Raw genomic sequence first — 13,888 nt, forward strand, 5'->3', positions numbered from 1 at the left:
CGGGCGTCGGTCGGGACACGCCGCCACCACACCCCCCACGGAAGACGGTGATCCTCATGTCCGAGCACCATCCCGCCCCGCCGCGTACGACGGCACCCGTCGGCAACGACCACCGGCGACGACCCGCGGTGCTCGGTGCGGCGGGCGACGGGTGGGTCGACTTCGACCTGCCCGGCGTGGCGATCGGCACCGCCGAGTATCCCGACGGCCCGACCGGCGTCACCGTGCTCAGCGTCCCCGGCGGCGCGCGTACCGCCGTCGACAAGCGGGGCGGGGCCGTCGGGGTCAGCGGCGGCTTCCCGTACCACCACGCGTTGTGCTTCGCCGGCGGGTCGAGCTTCGGGCTCGCCGCGGCGTCAGGCGTCTACGACGAACTGCTCCGCCGCACCGGCTACGCGACCGACTTCGGCAGCCTGCCGGTGGTGTCCGGGGCCGTCGTCTACGACTTCACGCCCCGGGACAACGCCATCTACCCCGACGCCGGGCTCGGCGCCGACGGGCTGCGCGCGGTACGCGCCGACCGGGTGGCCGTCGGGAGGGTCGGTGCGGGTGTCGGCGCGACCGTCGGCAAGGTCGACAACGCCCGCGCCGAGTGGGGCGGGCAGGGTGCCGCCTTCGCCCGCGTCGGCGCGGCCCGGCTGCTGGTACTGACCGTGGTCAACGCGATGGGTGTGATCGTCGACCGCGACGGCGGGATCGTGCGCGGCAACCTCGACCCGGCTACCGGGCGGCGTCGCCACCCGGCCGAGGACTACGCCGAGCTGGTCGCGGCGGCCACCCCGGACCCCGCGCCCACCGGCGGGAACACCACCCTGACCGCCGTGGTCACCAACGTCCGGATGACCGACGCCGAACTCGCCCAGTTCGCCACCCAGGTGCACAGCTCCATGCACCGGGCGATCCAGCCCTTCCACACCATCGCCGACGGTGACACCCTGTTCGCCCTGACCACCGACGAGGTGACGATGCCCGCCCCGTCGCTGCGGCTGGGCACGGTCGCCGCCGAACTGGCCTGGGACGCCGTCCTCACCAGCGTCGACGCCGCCTGACGACGACCCCGCCCACGTCGCCCGGCCGATCAGACCGGGTTCAGTCGATTCCGTCGACCCCGCTGACGCTCTTGATCCAGCCGGCCAGGAAACCGGTGGGAACGGACAGCCCACCCAGTTCGTCGTCGGAGTGGGTGAACACGGCCTGGACGCGGTTGTTCTGCCAGACCGCCGCCCCGGAGTCACCGTCCAGGGGAACCCCGTCGAGTCCCTCCAACTCCAGCTCCGAGGCGATGGATCGCTCGACCCGCAGGCTGCACACCCGCAGGGTCGATGCCGGTGGCCCGTTCGTCTCGGTCTGCCCCCAGCCGCGGATGGCTACGGTGACCCCGGTCTTGAGTAGATCAGTGTCCCTGCTGTAAGGAACGACGAGATTGCTCTGGGTGACGTTCGACGCCAGATGCAGGACTGCCATGTCGTAGCCCTTCGGTGCCGCCGCCGTGCCGTCGACGATGATGCGCTGACCGCTGCCGAGACGCTTGTCGCCCGCCTTGACCACGAGGCGGCTGCTGTGGAGGCAGTGTGCCGCGGTGAGCACGTAGTGCACATGGATGAGCGAGCCGGTACAGCGGAAGTCGGCCCCTCCGTTGTTCCAGATCTGCACCTGCCCGTGCAGCGACGACGTGGTGGTGCCGCCGGCGATCGCCGATGCGGGGGTCTGCGGGCCGACCACCAGCACGGCTCCGCACAGTACGGCGAGAAAAGCTCTACAGAACGGTTTCACCGGCACTCCTCCGTGCATGTGGAAACAGCAGATTCGCGGCGGAAATCGGGAGAAGCGGATGGTGTGACGTGCGGTTACCTCACTCCATCAGGCACATCCTCGCCCGCCCGGCGCGGTCCGGGCGCTCGCTCTGCACCCCGATGAGCCGAACGGCCCGACCGCGGTGTCAGCATGCCCGGTCCAGGCACCATCCACAATCACCACTGCGAACCGACGAGCAACACGTCTACTCCCGTCGCCGGAACCAGGTCGCGAGTTCCCGGCCGTCATCGTCGCGACCGGCCGGTGACGAGGGCCTGCGAGACGCCTCTGCGGGACTACCGTTGTTCCGCATGACCCACCGGGAAGAGGAGATCACCGCGGAGCTGGTCCAGGAGTTGGTTCGGGACCAACACCCCGACCTCGCCGGTCTTCCCGTTCGGCTGGGCGCACGCGGGTGGGACAACCAGATGTGGCGGCTCGGTGACGAGCTGGCTGTCCGGCTCCCCTGGGCGACCGACCGCGCGGACGCGCTGCTGCGCAAGGAGGTCACCTGGCTGCCCACCCTGGCTCCGCACCTCCCACTGCCGGTCCCGGTACCGCAGCGCGTCGGCACACCGTCCGACCGGTTCCCCCGGTGCTGGCTCGTCACCACGTGGGTGCCGGGTGTCCCCGCCGACCGGCACCCCGTCACCCGGGCCACCGACGCGGCGCACTCCCTGGCCGCCTTCCTGACCGCACTGCACCAGCCTGCCCCCACCGGCGCTCCGACCGGCGGCAGTCGGGGCGGCCCGCTGACCGACCACACCGAGGGATTCACCGCAGCGCTCACCGACGCCACCGAACGGGGCCTGATCCCCGACCCGGACGCGGTGCGCGCCATCTGGCACGACGCCGTCACCGCCCCCGGCTGGACGGGCCTGTCGCTCTGGCTGCATGCCGACCTGCACCCGGCCAACGTCCTCACCACCGACGGCACCCTCTGCGGCGTGATCGACTTCGGCGACCTAGGCACGGGCGACCCCGCCTACGACCTCGCCGCCGGGTGGCTCCTGCTACCCGACGACGGCATCGACCACTTCCTCGCCGCCTACCGGCCGACACCCGACACCGCCACCATCCGCCGTGCCCGGGGGTGGGCCCTGGCACGCGCCCTCGGTGGCATCCTGATCGGCGACGCCGGCGTCCACGGCCGCCCTGGCGGCAAACCGTCCTGGGGTCCTCCCGCTCACGCCGCCATGCGACGCCTCACCGCCACCACCGGTACTCCGCCGTCGGACCAGCGTCACGGGACGAAGCTGGCGTGGTAGGACGCCGCCATGTCCTCGTCGCCGTGACCCTGCGCGGTCGCCCGCCGGAACCGTTGCGCACCGGCGGCCAGGACGTCGAGGCGTACCCCGTGGTCCTCGCCGGCCGCGACGATCAGCCGGGCGTCCTTCTCGGCGGTCTCCACCGCGAAGCTCGCCGGCGACAACCGGCCCTGCCGCACCAGGTCGGTCTTGGCGCGCAGGTAGCCCATGTCCAGCGGGCCGCCCTCGATCACCTCGAAGAAGCGGTCCGGGTCGACGCCGAGCGCCCCGGCCAACGCCAGCATCTCGACCGCGCCGTGGGTCACCGTCAGGACCCAACTGTTCGCCACCAGCTTCAACCGGGTGGCGTCGCCCCGCGCGCCGTCCTCAGCCAGCCACACCACCCGGGCCGCGATCGCGTCGAACACCGCGGTGAGCTTCTCCCGGCCGGTCTGCGGCCCGGCGGCGAGCACGGTCAACCGGCCGGCCTCGGCGGGCTGCCGGGTGCCGAGCACGGGCGAGTCGTAGAACGCCACCCGGTGCTCGGCGGCGATCTCGGCGAACCCGGCCGTGTCGGCCAGGCCCACGGTGGTGGTCTGCAGCCAGGCCGCGCTCGCCTTCAGCCCGGGTGCGGCCCGCCCGATCACCTCGCGGACGGTCGCCCCGTCGTACAGCATTGTGATGATCACGTCGGCGTCACGTACGGCGTCGGCCGGGGTCTGCGCCATGGTCGCGCCGGTCCCCGCCGCCTTCTCCGGGGACCGGTTCCACACGCGGACGACGTGCCCCGCCCGGACGAGGTTGCGGGCCATGGCGGCACCCATGATGCCCGCGCCCAGCACCGCCACGGTCGACTTCTCGGTCATCGGTCCATCCTCTCGCCCACCACCGTCGGCCTGAGCAGGCTGGTGGTGAGCTGGTAGCGGGCCCCTCCTACTGCCGGTAGGTGGACAGGAAGGTGCGGATGCGCCCGATCGCGTCGTCGAGGACGTCGGTCGGGGCCAGGAACACCATGCGCAGGTGGTCCGGGGTGTCGATGTTGAAGCCGCTGCCATGCGAGATCAGCAGATGCTGCTGCTCCAGCAGGTCGATCACGAGCTTCTCGTCGTCGTGGATCTTGTGGACGGCCGGATCGAGGCGGGCGAAGAGGTACAGCGCGCCCTCCGGCTTGACGCAGTCGACGCCGGGGATCGAGACGACCTCGCGCCAGGCGTGGTCGCGCTGTTCGAGCAGACGCCCGCCGGGCCGGATCAGCTCGTCGATGCTCTGGTAGCCGCCGAGCGCGGTCTGGATGGCGTGCTGGGCCGGCACGTTCGGGCATACCCGGAGGTTGGCCAGCAGTTGCAGCCCGTTCAGGTAGTCCGTGTCGGTGCCGGTGAAGCCGCTGGTGGCGAGCCAGCCGGAGCGGAAGCCGGCGGCCCGGTAGACCTTCGACAGGCCGCCCATGCTGACCACCGGCACGTCCGGGGCGAGCGCCGCGAGCGTGTGGTGGGTGGCGCCGTCGTACACGATCCGGTCGTAGATCTCGTCGGCGAAGATCATCAGGCCGTGCCGGCGGGCCAGTTCGATCATGCCGAGCAGGGTCTGCTCCGAGTACACCGCGCCGGTCGGGTTGTTCGGGTTGATCACCACGAGGGCGCGGGTACGTTCGGTGATCCGCGAGGCCAGGTGCTCCAGGTCGGGTTGCCAGCCGGCGCTCTCGTCGCAGCGGTAGTGCACGGCCTGCCCGCCGCACAGGTTGACCGCGGCGGTCCAGAGCGGGTAGTCCGGGCTGGGCACCAGCACCTCGTCGCCGGAGTCGAGCAGCGCCTGCAACACCATCATGATCAGCTCGGAGACCCCGTTGCCGAGCAGCACGTCGTCCGGCTGGACGTCGGTCACGCCCAGGTTCTGGTACCGCTGGGCGACGGCGACCCGCGCCGAGTAGATGCCCCGGGCGTCGCTGTAGCCCTGCGCCTCGACGAGGTTCTGCACCACGTCGGCGACGATCGGCCCGGGGGTGGCCAGCCCCCAGGGTGCCGGGTTGCCCAGGTTCAGCTTGAGGATCCGGTGGCCGGCGGCCTCCATCTCCTGTGCCCGCCGCAGCACCGGCCCGCGGATGTCGTACCGGACGCTCTTCAGCCGTTTGGCCTGCCGCATCGGACCTCCTTGCCCCACCCGGACACTTTGCCCCGGAAAGCACCCTAGTACGGCGGCGGACCAGCGGCGGCTCCGGTCCACCGCCGCAGCGTGCGGTCGACGAGCACGTCGACCGCTCCCGTACCCGTCCTGCGGCGTCACGGGCCGGCCGTGGTGCGGCCACGGTGGTGCCCGTGCGTCACGTGTCGACCGCCCGGTCGGCGAGGGCTGCGGGGAGCGGTCCAGAAAATCTGGTCTCTGGAGACTAGACATTCCCGGTGGCCCTGGTTAGTCTTTGTCCCGTTGACGACGAAGATCGGTTGAAGACGCCGACGTGACAGGCCGAGCGTCGGAGCAGAGCCGGAGGTTCTCGTGGCCCGCTCGGCAGCCGTGGTGGAACCACACTGTGGGAAACACCGCACGTGCACGACAAGACCTTGACGTAATTCCAGGTCAGGGCAATGCAGGCGGGGCCGGTGCACGGTTCGGGGCGCTGCCTGATGCAACAGGATCCGCCGCACATGTGCGGGGCCATGAAGTCGCGTGGGGCTCCGACATCGACGGATAGCACCGTAGCTGGTGAGAAGGAGAGGAAAGGGAGGGTTTGACGCCGTTGGATCGCCCGCCGTCAGGACGTAGTTCCCGTTCTGCGGTGGACACCGTAATCACTTTGAACGCGAGGTGGTCTCCGGTCACGCTTATGCGATCCTCGCACCACCTGCTGACAGCGGCAGGGTGCGGAGAAGAGAACCCGACGAACCTGTCGGTGAATGGTGTGTTCAACCCGTAACCCCGGGCCCCGGCGCGACGCGCGCCGGGGCCCTCGTTCTCGAAGAAGGAATGTATGGCCCAACCTGACGAACTGCTCGACGACGACCACTACCCCGCCTACACCATGGGCCGCGCCGCCGACATCGTCGGCGCCTCGCAGGACTTCCTGCGCCGCCTCGACGAGGCGAAGCTGATCATCCCGGTCCGTTCCGCCGGCGGGCACCGCCGCTACTCCCGCTACCAGCTGCGCCTGGCCGCCCGGGCCCGGGAGATGGTCGACCAGGGCACCGCCCTGGAGGCGGCCTGCCGGATCATCGTCCTCGAAGACCAGCTCGAGGAAGCCCTCCAGCACCAACGCGACCGCGAGCGCCGCCAGTAGGCCGACGCCGCCGCTCACGCGCTTTCCGTGGTGTCGTGTCAGTTCGGCGCGGGTGATCAACGCGGCGGCGTCGCGGGTGAATCGTGCGGCGCGACCCCCGTACTCCTTGGTCGCGCTGGTCGGCGCGTTCCGCTGCCGCCCGGATGGGCGCGGCCTTGCGACGGCCATCGCGGCGGCGTGTCCGCCCTGTGGTCGCACCTCGTGCGCGCGGCGGCGCTGTTCCGTGGAGCCGGCGGTGCCCGGTCAGAAATTCATGTACGATTGTCTATATCTTGCCGCGCGAGAAGGGCAATCGCCTGTGCTGCTTCGTTCGTCGTCGAGTCCGACCCGCCCGGCGCACGGTCGCCGATACGGGACTGACGGCCCACGCCTGCCTGGTCCGGCCCTGATCGGCGTCACTCCCTGATTCCGGCTGCGGCCCCGGTCGGCAGCCGTGGAAGACGCACTGCCGACACCCGGGACAGCCAGCGGTGACGGCTGGCCGAGCCGCAGCTCGACGTCGGGACAGACGTCGTCGTCACATCGTCGGTGCACCCATTCCCCATGGCTACGGCCGGAACGGCAAGGTGGCAGAGACATGAAGGTCCTCGTGATCGGTGGTGGCCCGGCCGGGAGCACCGCGGCAACGGCGATGGCCCAGGCCGGACTCGACGTGCGACTCGTCGAGAGCGCCCACTTCCCGCGGTACCACGTGGGCGAGTCGCTCACCCCGTCGTGCCGGGTGGTGCTGGACGTCATCGGCATGTCGAAGACTCTCGACGACCACGGCTTCGTCAAGAAGAACGGAGGCGTCATCCACTGGGACGACGACCAGTGGGCGTTCGACTGGCAGGCGCAGTCCGGGGTGCAGTCGTGGCAGGTCGACCGCAGCGAGTTCGACGCGCTGCTGCTGGAGCACGCCCGCCGCAACGGGGTCGCCGTCACCACCGGCGTCACCGGTCGGTCGGTGCGCTTCGCCGACGGCCGGCCGGTGGCCGTGGAATGCTCCCCGGACGACGGCGAACCGTTCACCATCGACGACTTCGACTTCCTGGTCGACGCCACCGGACGCAACGGGCTGCTCAGCACCCGGCACTTCGGCAACCGTGAGCCGCTGAACAACCTGCGCAACGTCGGCATCTGGGGCTACTGGACCGGGGCCACGCTGCTGCCCGACACGCCGTCCGGAGGGATCAACATCATCTCTTCGCCGGAGGGCTGGTACTGGGTGATCCCGATGGCCGGCGGGCGGATGAGCATCGGCTACGTCACCACCAAGGACGCCTTCGCGCGTGACCGTCACGAACACCCGTCGTCGGACGACCTGTACCGTCACCTCATCGCGGCCTCGCCGACCATCACGAAGCTGACGGCAGAGGCCGAGTTCCTCGGCGTGACGAGGGTCGAGACCGACTACTCGTACATCGCGGACCAGTTCTGCGGGCCCGGTTACGCGATCGTGGGCGACGCGGCGTGCTTCCTGGACCCGCTGCTGTCCACCGGCGTGCACCTCGCGCTCTACAGCGCGTTGACCGCCGCCGCATGCGTCGCCTCGGTCGACCGTGGCGAGGTCGACGAGGCGGAGGCGCTGAGGTTCTTCGAATTCGCCTACCGGCGCGCGTACATGCGGCTGTTCGCGCTGGTGACCATCATGTACGAGCGCTACCTGGGCAAGGACGGCTTCTTCCGCACCTCCGACCGGTTGATCGGCGACGAGCAGTCCGCACAGCCGGACGCCGACGTCTCCTCCCGGTCCTTCGCCGAGATCATCGGTGGTCTGTCCGACCTGCGGGAGGCGGCCGACTCGTCCACCCGCGTCATCACCGACCGCCTGCGGGAGGAAGCGGTGCGGGCGCAACTGCAGGTGGTGCACGCACCCGGCTCCGACGGACCCGACTTCACCCCGGTCCGGGGCGACCCCCTGTCCGACGCGGAGTCGGCCGACTACCGCCTCGTCACCAGTCCGCGACTCGGCCTCGAACGGGTCCGTGTGACACACCCCTGAACCCGGTCCGCCGCGACCCCGGCCGCACGGCACCGGCCGGGGTCGCGGCGACGGGGGTTGCCCTGGCCGTCCGGCCGGAGCAACCCTGCGGGAACCCGCTGACCTACCCGTCGAGCTGGCCGGTGGCGACCAGCCGGCGGTACCAGTGGGCGCTGTCCTTCCAGCGACGTTCCTGCGTGTCGTAGTCGACGTGGATGATGCCGAACCGACGGTCGTAGCCGTAACCCCACTCGAAGTTGTCCAGCAGCGACCAGACGAAGTAGCCCCGCACGTCCACGCCCTGCGCGCGGGCGTCGGCCACCGCACCGATGTGCCGGCGCAGGTAGTCGATCCGCCGGTCGTCGTGGATCCGCCCGTCGGCCGACACCACGTCGTCGAACGCCGCGCCGTTCTCGGTGATCATCAACGGCTGGCCCGGGTGGTCGCGCCCCAGCCGCACCAGCAGCTCGGTGAAGGCCGGCGGGTCGATGTTCCACCCCATCGCCGTGTACGGGCCGGGCTGCGGCAGGAAGTCGACGTCCTCGGCACCCACCCACGGCGAGTGCACCGACGCCCCGTGCCCGTCGGCGGCCGAGCGGGCCGAGTGCCCGTCCCAGGCGCGGACCAGGGTGCTGGAGTAGTAGTTGACCCCGAGCACGTCCAGCGGCACCGCGATCAGCTTCTCGTCACCGGGGCGCACGAACGACCAGTCGGTGACGGCGGCGGTGTCGGCCAGCAGGTCCGCCGGGTACGCCCCGTCCAGCATCGGGCCGAGGAACGCCCGGTTCGCCAGCGCGTCGATCCGCCGGACCGCGTCGGCGTCCGCGTCCGACCCGGACGCGCCCCGCACGACGTGCAGGTTCAACGTCACCGACAGCTCGGCGCTCGGCGTCAGCTCCCGCACCACCCGCCCGGCCAGGCCGTGCGCCAGGTTCAGGTGGTGCACCGCCGCCAACGCCGCCGCCGGTTCGGTGCGGCCGGGCGCGTGCACGCCGGAGCCGTACCCCAGGTACGCCGAGCACCACGGTTCGTTGAGCGTCGTCCAGGTGTGCACCCGGTCCCCGAGCGCGCCGACGATCCCCGCCGCGTACTCCTCGAAACGCAGCGCCGTTTCCCGCACCGGCCACCCGCCGGCGTCCTCCAACTGCTGCGGCAGGTCCCAGTGGTACATGGTCGCCACCGGCCGGATGCCGCGCTCCAGCAGTCCGTCGACCAGCCGGGCGTAGAAGTCCAGGCCGGCGGGGTTGAACCGGCCGGAACCGCCCGGCTGCACCCGGGGCCAGGAGATCGAGAAACGGTACGCGCCCAGCCCCAGCTCGGCGAGGTGGTCCAGATCCTGCGGCCACCGGTGGTAGTGGTCGGCGGCCACGTCACCGGTGTCGCCGTTCAACGTCCGCCCGGGGGTGTGGCTGTAGGTGTCCCAGATGGACGGACCCCGACCGTCCTCGGTGGCCGCGCCCTCGATCTGGTACGCCGCCGTCGCCGACCCCCAGAGGAAGCTCTCCGGGAAGTTGCGTGCCGTCATCGTCCCGCCCTCTCCGCGCCGACCACCACGCAGTGGTACGCCGACGACTCACCCGACACCAGCTCGGCGGTCGCCACCCCGCCCCGGAACCCCACCTCGAACTGCGCGCCCGGCCCCCCGTCGGGCGACGGGATGCGCACCCGCTGCCGTTGCCCCTCCGCCGGAGCGTAGAGCCGCAGCTCCACCCCGTCGGCCCAGGCGTAGTCGGGCCGGTCGCAGCGCGCCCCGAACCCGATGACCGCGCCGGGCCGGGCGAGCACCGGCAGGCTGTCGTACCCGTGCTTCTCGGTCACCCAGGCCGGGCCGGTGAGCTGCGCCCCGGTGACCAGGTGGGTCCAGGTGCCGGCGGGCACGTAGAAGGTGACCTGCCCGTCGGCGCTGAGCACCGGCGCGACGAGCACGTCCGGGCCGAGCATGTACTGCCGGTCGAGGTGCGCCACGGCCGGATCGTCCGGGAACTCCACGATCATCGGACGCATCATCGGGATGCCGTCGCGGTGCGCCTGTTCGGCGGTCGCCGCCAGGTACGGCATCAGACCGAGCTTGAGCCGGGTGAAGTGGCGCAGCACCTCCACGGCCTGCTCGTCGTACGCCCACGGCACCCGGTACGAGCCGGAGCCGTGCAACCGCGAGTGCGACGACAGCAGGCCGAAAGCGATCCACCGCTTGAACACCGCCGGGTCGGGGGTGCCCTCGAAACCGCCGATGTCGTGGCTCCAGTAGCCGAAGCCCGACGACGCCAGGGACAGCCCGCCGCGCAGCGACTCGGCCATCGCGACGAACGTCGACTCGCAGTCGCCGCCCCAGTGCACCGGGAACTGCTGGCCGCCGGTGGTGGCGGAGCGGGCGAACACCACCGCCTCACCCTCGCCGCGTTCGGTCTCCAGCAGCTCGAAGACCGCCTTGTTGTAGAGGTAGGAGTAGTAGTTGTGCATGCGCTGCGGGTCCGACCCGTCGTGCCACACCACGTCGGTCGGGATGCGCTCGCCGAAGTCGGTCTTGAAGCAGTCGACGCCCATGTCCAGCAGCGACTTGAGCTTGCCGGTGAACCAGGCCACCGCGTCGGGGTTGGTGAAGTCGACGAGCGCCATGCCGGCCTGCCACTTGTCCCACTGCCACACCGACCCGTCCGGGTTGCGTACCAGGTAGCCGGCCTCGCGGCCCTCCTCGAACAGGTACGACCGCTGGGCGATGTACGGGTTGATCCACACGCACACCTTCAGGCCCCGCTCGTGCAGCCGGTGCAGCATGCCCTCCGGGTCGGGGAAGGTCGCCGGGTCCCAGACGAAGTCGACCCAGTGGAACTGGCGCATCCAGAAGCAGTCGAAGTGGAACACCGACAGCGGCAGGTCCCGCTCGGCCATCCCGTCGACGAACTCGGTCACCGTCTTCTCGTCGTACGACGTGGTGAACGACGTGGACAGCCACAGCCCGTACGACCAGGCGGGCACCCGGGCCGGGCGGCCGGTCAGCGCGGTGTAGCGGCGCAGCACGTCCTTCGGGGTGGGCCCGTCGATGACGTGGTAGGTCAGCGACTGGCCCTCCACACTGAACTGGGTCTGCGCCACGACCTCCGAGCCCACCTCGAACGACACGTGCTCCGGGTGGTCCACGAACAACCCGTAGCCGGCGCTGCTCAGATAGAACGGCACGTTCTTGTACGCCTGCTCGCTGGCGGTGCCGCCGTCGGCGTTCCAGATGTCGACCGTCTGCCCGTTCTTCACGAACGGGCCGAACCGCTCGCCCAACCCGTACACCGTCTCGCCGACGCCGAGCGCGAGCCGTTCGTGCACGTACCGGCGTCCCTCGCCGTCGGTGACGATGCCGATGCTGCGGCCGGTGGACGCGGTGACCAGCCGGTCGCCGTGCTTGAACTCGACCCGCCAGCCGTCGACCAGCGCGACCCGCACGGTCAGCTCGCCGGTGGTCAGCGACGCGCTGATCCCGGTGATGTCGACGGTGACCGGGTGCGTGCCGTCGGTGTCCAGCCCGAAGCGGGGTTCGCGGGGCAGCCCGCCGCTGTGGTGGCCGATGGTCACCCCGACCACGCCGGGTGCGGGGGAGAAGAACCGGACGGTGACGACCGGCCGGTTGAGCGTGTCGCCCCGGCCGTTGATCTGACCGGCCGGTGCGAAGACGGTGAAACCGCGGTCGTCCGGCTCGACCGATTCGACAGTGCCGGGGCGCAGCACGCTGACCCCCGGGCGCAGTTGCCAGTACCCGTCGGTGAACTTCACTTCTCGGCTCCTGCCGTGATGCCGCGCGCCAGGGTGCGCTGGAAGATGAGGAAGAACAGGATGGCCGGCACCAGGCTGATCAGGGCGCCGGCGTTGGTGGTCGGGGCGTCCATCAGCCGGTCACCCTGCAACGACGCGAGGGCGACCGGGATGGTCTGGGTCTGGTTGTCGATCAGCATGACCAGCGGGATGAGGAACTCGTTCCAGGTCCAGATGAAGAAGAAGATGAGCAGCACGGCGAGGGTGGGCCGCAGGTTGGGAAAGACCACCCGCCACAGCACCGTCCACTTCCCGGCACCGTCGAGCGCGGCGGCCTCCAGCAGCGCCCGGGGGAACGTGCCCAGCACCGAGGCCAGCAGGTACGTGCCGAACGCGCTCTGGATGACGGTGAAGATGATGATCACCGACAGCCGGGTGTTGTAGAGACCGATCTCCTTGGCGACGTAGTACAGCGGATAGATCAACGCCTCCTGCGGCAGCATGTTGGCCAGCAGGAACACCCCGACGATCCACAGCCGCCCGCGGACCCGGCCGATACCCAGCGCGTACGCGTTGAGCAGCGACACGACGACACCGAGCACCGCCACCGACCCGGCGATGAGCGCCGAGTTCCACAGCTTGAGCGGGAAGTTCACCTCCGACCAGTACGTCCGCAGACCCGTGGTGTAGAACTCCGACGGCCAGCTCAGCGGGCCGCCCGACGAGTAGTCCCCGGGCGACTTGAACGCGTTGAGCAGCATGAACGCGAACGGCACCAGCATGACCAGCGCGCCCACGGTGACCAGTGCGAGCACCACCCAGCGGCTGACGCCCCGGTGGTGGCGGTCGCGCACCTTCTTGCGGTGGACCGGGACCTTGGCGATCGTCACGGTCATCTCAGATCCCCCGGTCCCGGCGTTCGCTGCGGGCCTGCACGGCGATGAAGACCACGGCCACCACCACGATTATCACGGTGAGTACGGTGGAGATCGCCGAGCCGTAGCCGACCTGGAGCTTCTTGAAGAACGTGTAGTACGCGAAGTACGACGGGACGTTGGTGGCGTTCTCCGGGCCGCCCCGGGTCAGCGCGAAGATCGGCCCGAACACCTTCAGAGCGGCGATCGTGCAGGTCAGGGCCACCACGAAGGTCTCCGGCCGGATCTGCGGCAGGGTGATCGCCCGGAACCGGCGCAGCCAGTTCGCCCCGTCGACCTCGGCCGCCTCGTACAGCTCCGGGTCGACCCGCTGCAACGCCGCCATGAACACGACCACCGGGTAGCCGATCTGCACCCAGATCATCACCGCCATCACCGCCGGCAGCGCGGTGTCCGGGTCGCCCAGCCAGTCGTGGCGCAGCGCGCCGAGACCGACCGCGTCGAGCACGCTGTTGAACGCGCCGTCGGGACGCAGGATCCAGCCCCACACGATGCCGGCCACCACCACGGGCAGCACCTGCGGCAGGTAGAACGCGGCCCGCAGGGCCGCCGCCGTCCGGGGCCGGAACCGCCGCCCGATGACGTCGAAGAGCACCGAGGCGAGCAGCAGCCCGAGCAGCGTCGGCACCACCACCATCGCGACGATCATCGCCACGGTGTTGCGGAACGACGCCCAGAACACGTCGTCGTCCAACAGCCGCCGGTAGTTGTCCAACCCGACGAAGGTGGGGTCGCCGACGCCCGACCACCGGGTCAGCGACAGGTAGCCGGTGCCGACCAGCGGCACGCCGATGACCAGGACGAACAGCACCGCCCCGGGGAGCAGGTAGAGCCAGTACGCCGCGTCGCGGCCGTCGCGTCGGCGGCGGCGCGGGGACGCGGGGGAGGGGGGCGGGGTCGTCGCCTGCGGTGTGCCGGCGACGGTGTCGGGGACTGTCAT

At 70.7% G+C, this 13,888-nt stretch carries 11 protein-coding genes; 4 read left to right on the top strand and 7 right to left on the bottom strand.

Annotated features, from left to right (window positions below; all coding sequences use genetic code 11):
* The first annotated feature begins 56 nt into the window (after nucleotides 1–56).
* Nucleotides 57–1,049, top strand: coding sequence for a P1 family peptidase (locus tag ACN265_RS09585; protein ID WP_421406902.1), 993 nt, complete (start codon nucleotides 57–59; stop codon nucleotides 1,047–1,049).
* Between the two features lie 40 nt (nucleotides 1,050–1,089).
* On the opposite strand, the gene ACN265_RS09590 is transcribed toward ACN265_RS09585, so the two are convergent.
* Nucleotides 1,090–1,728 (bottom strand): trypsin-like serine protease, encoded by a 639-nt coding sequence (locus tag ACN265_RS09590; protein ID WP_421406904.1) that lies wholly within the window; start codon nucleotides 1,726–1,728, stop codon nucleotides 1,090–1,092.
* A gap of 377 nt (nucleotides 1,729–2,105) precedes the next feature.
* On the opposite strand from ACN265_RS09590, the gene ACN265_RS09595 reads away from it, so the two are divergent.
* The gene (locus ACN265_RS09595) at nucleotides 2,106–3,062 is read left to right on the top strand and encodes an aminoglycoside phosphotransferase family protein (protein WP_421406906.1); all 957 of its coding nucleotides are present in this window, start codon (nucleotides 2,106–2,108) and stop codon (nucleotides 3,060–3,062) included.
* Here the strand turns inward: ACN265_RS09595 and ACN265_RS09600 are convergent.
* Both ACN265_RS09600 and ACN265_RS09605 read right to left on the bottom strand, forming a co-directional pair.
* Nucleotides 3,038–3,907, bottom strand: coding sequence for an NAD(P)-dependent oxidoreductase (locus ACN265_RS09600; RefSeq protein ID WP_421406908.1), 870 nt, complete (start codon nucleotides 3,905–3,907; stop codon nucleotides 3,038–3,040). The genes ACN265_RS09595 and ACN265_RS09600 overlap by 25 nt on opposite strands.
* Before the next feature lie 67 nt (nucleotides 3,908–3,974).
* A complete protein-coding gene (locus ACN265_RS09605) occupies nucleotides 3,975–5,180 on the bottom strand; it encodes a pyridoxal phosphate-dependent aminotransferase (protein WP_420116282.1) in 1,206 nt (401 codons plus the stop codon).
* 823 nt (nucleotides 5,181–6,003) lie between these two features.
* On the opposite strand from ACN265_RS09605, the gene ACN265_RS09610 reads away from it, so the two are divergent.
* Together ACN265_RS09610 and ACN265_RS09615 are read left to right on the top strand one after the other, a co-directional pair.
* Entirely contained in the window at nucleotides 6,004–6,309 is a 306-nt protein-coding gene (locus tag ACN265_RS09610; protein ID WP_420116890.1) for a MerR family transcriptional regulator, read from the top strand.
* A 577-nt stretch (nucleotides 6,310–6,886) separates the two neighbouring features.
* Nucleotides 6,887–8,293, top strand: a complete 1,407-nt coding sequence (locus tag ACN265_RS09615) for an NAD(P)/FAD-dependent oxidoreductase (RefSeq protein ID WP_421406911.1) — start codon at nucleotides 6,887–6,889, stop codon at nucleotides 8,291–8,293.
* Between the two features lie 103 nt (nucleotides 8,294–8,396).
* Here the strand turns inward: ACN265_RS09615 and ACN265_RS09620 are convergent, their stop codons facing one another.
* The 4 genes from ACN265_RS09620 to ACN265_RS09635 are packed head-to-tail and all read right to left on the bottom strand — an operon-like array spanning nucleotide 8,397 to nucleotide 13,888.
* The gene (locus ACN265_RS09620; protein ID WP_420116892.1) at nucleotides 8,397–9,797 is read right to left on the bottom strand and encodes a GH1 family beta-glucosidase; all 1,401 of its coding nucleotides are present in this window, start codon (nucleotides 9,795–9,797) and stop codon (nucleotides 8,397–8,399) included.
* On the bottom strand, nucleotides 9,794–12,034 hold the full coding sequence (gene yicI / locus ACN265_RS09625) for an alpha-xylosidase (RefSeq protein WP_421406914.1): 2,241 nt from the start codon (nucleotides 12,032–12,034) through the stop codon (nucleotides 9,794–9,796). The genes ACN265_RS09620 and yicI overlap by 4 nt, the downstream gene beginning before the upstream one ends.
* Nucleotides 12,031–12,909 carry a carbohydrate ABC transporter permease gene (locus ACN265_RS09630; protein WP_357933230.1) on the bottom strand — a complete coding sequence of 293 codons (879 nt, stop codon included), beginning with the start codon at nucleotides 12,907–12,909 and terminating at the stop codon, nucleotides 12,031–12,033. Before ACN265_RS09630 ends, yicI begins: the two co-directional genes overlap by 4 nt.
* 1 nt (nucleotide 12,910) lies before the next feature.
* Nucleotides 12,911–13,888: a carbohydrate ABC transporter permease gene (locus ACN265_RS09635; protein ID WP_421406916.1), complete on the bottom strand. Its 978-nt coding sequence runs from the start codon at nucleotides 13,886–13,888 to the stop codon at nucleotides 12,911–12,913.

The sequence above is a fragment of the Micromonospora sp. WMMD730 genome (assembly GCF_049178955.1).
Classification (GTDB): Bacteria; Actinomycetota; Actinomycetes; order Mycobacteriales; family Micromonosporaceae; genus Micromonospora; species Micromonospora wenchangensis.

Bases quoted from the DNA above. Each gene is read 5' to 3' on its own strand.
- ACN265_RS09585 (WP_421406902.1), top strand. From the start codon at position 57: ATGTCCGAGCACCATCCCGCCCCGCCGCGTACGACGGCACCCGTCGGC.
- ACN265_RS09595 (WP_421406906.1), top strand. From the start codon at position 2,106: ATGACCCACCGGGAAGAGGAGATCACCGCGGAGCTGGTCCAGGAGTTG.
- ACN265_RS09600 (WP_421406908.1), bottom strand. From the start codon at position 3,907: ATGACCGAGAAGTCGACCGTGGCGGTGCTGGGCGCGGGCATCATGGGT.
- ACN265_RS09605 (WP_420116282.1), bottom strand. From the start codon at position 5,180: ATGCGGCAGGCCAAACGGCTGAAGAGCGTCCGGTACGACATCCGCGGG.
- ACN265_RS09610 (WP_420116890.1), top strand. From the start codon at position 6,004: ATGGCCCAACCTGACGAACTGCTCGACGACGACCACTACCCCGCCTAC.
- ACN265_RS09615 (WP_421406911.1), top strand. From the start codon at position 6,887: ATGAAGGTCCTCGTGATCGGTGGTGGCCCGGCCGGGAGCACCGCGGCA.
- ACN265_RS09620 (WP_420116892.1), bottom strand. From the start codon at position 9,797: ATGACGGCACGCAACTTCCCGGAGAGCTTCCTCTGGGGGTCGGCGACG.
- ACN265_RS09630 (WP_357933230.1), bottom strand. From the start codon at position 12,909: ATGACCGTGACGATCGCCAAGGTCCCGGTCCACCGCAAGAAGGTGCGC.
- ACN265_RS09635 (WP_421406916.1), bottom strand. From the start codon at position 13,888: ATGACAGTCCCCGACACCGTCGCCGGCACACCGCAGGCGACGACCCCG.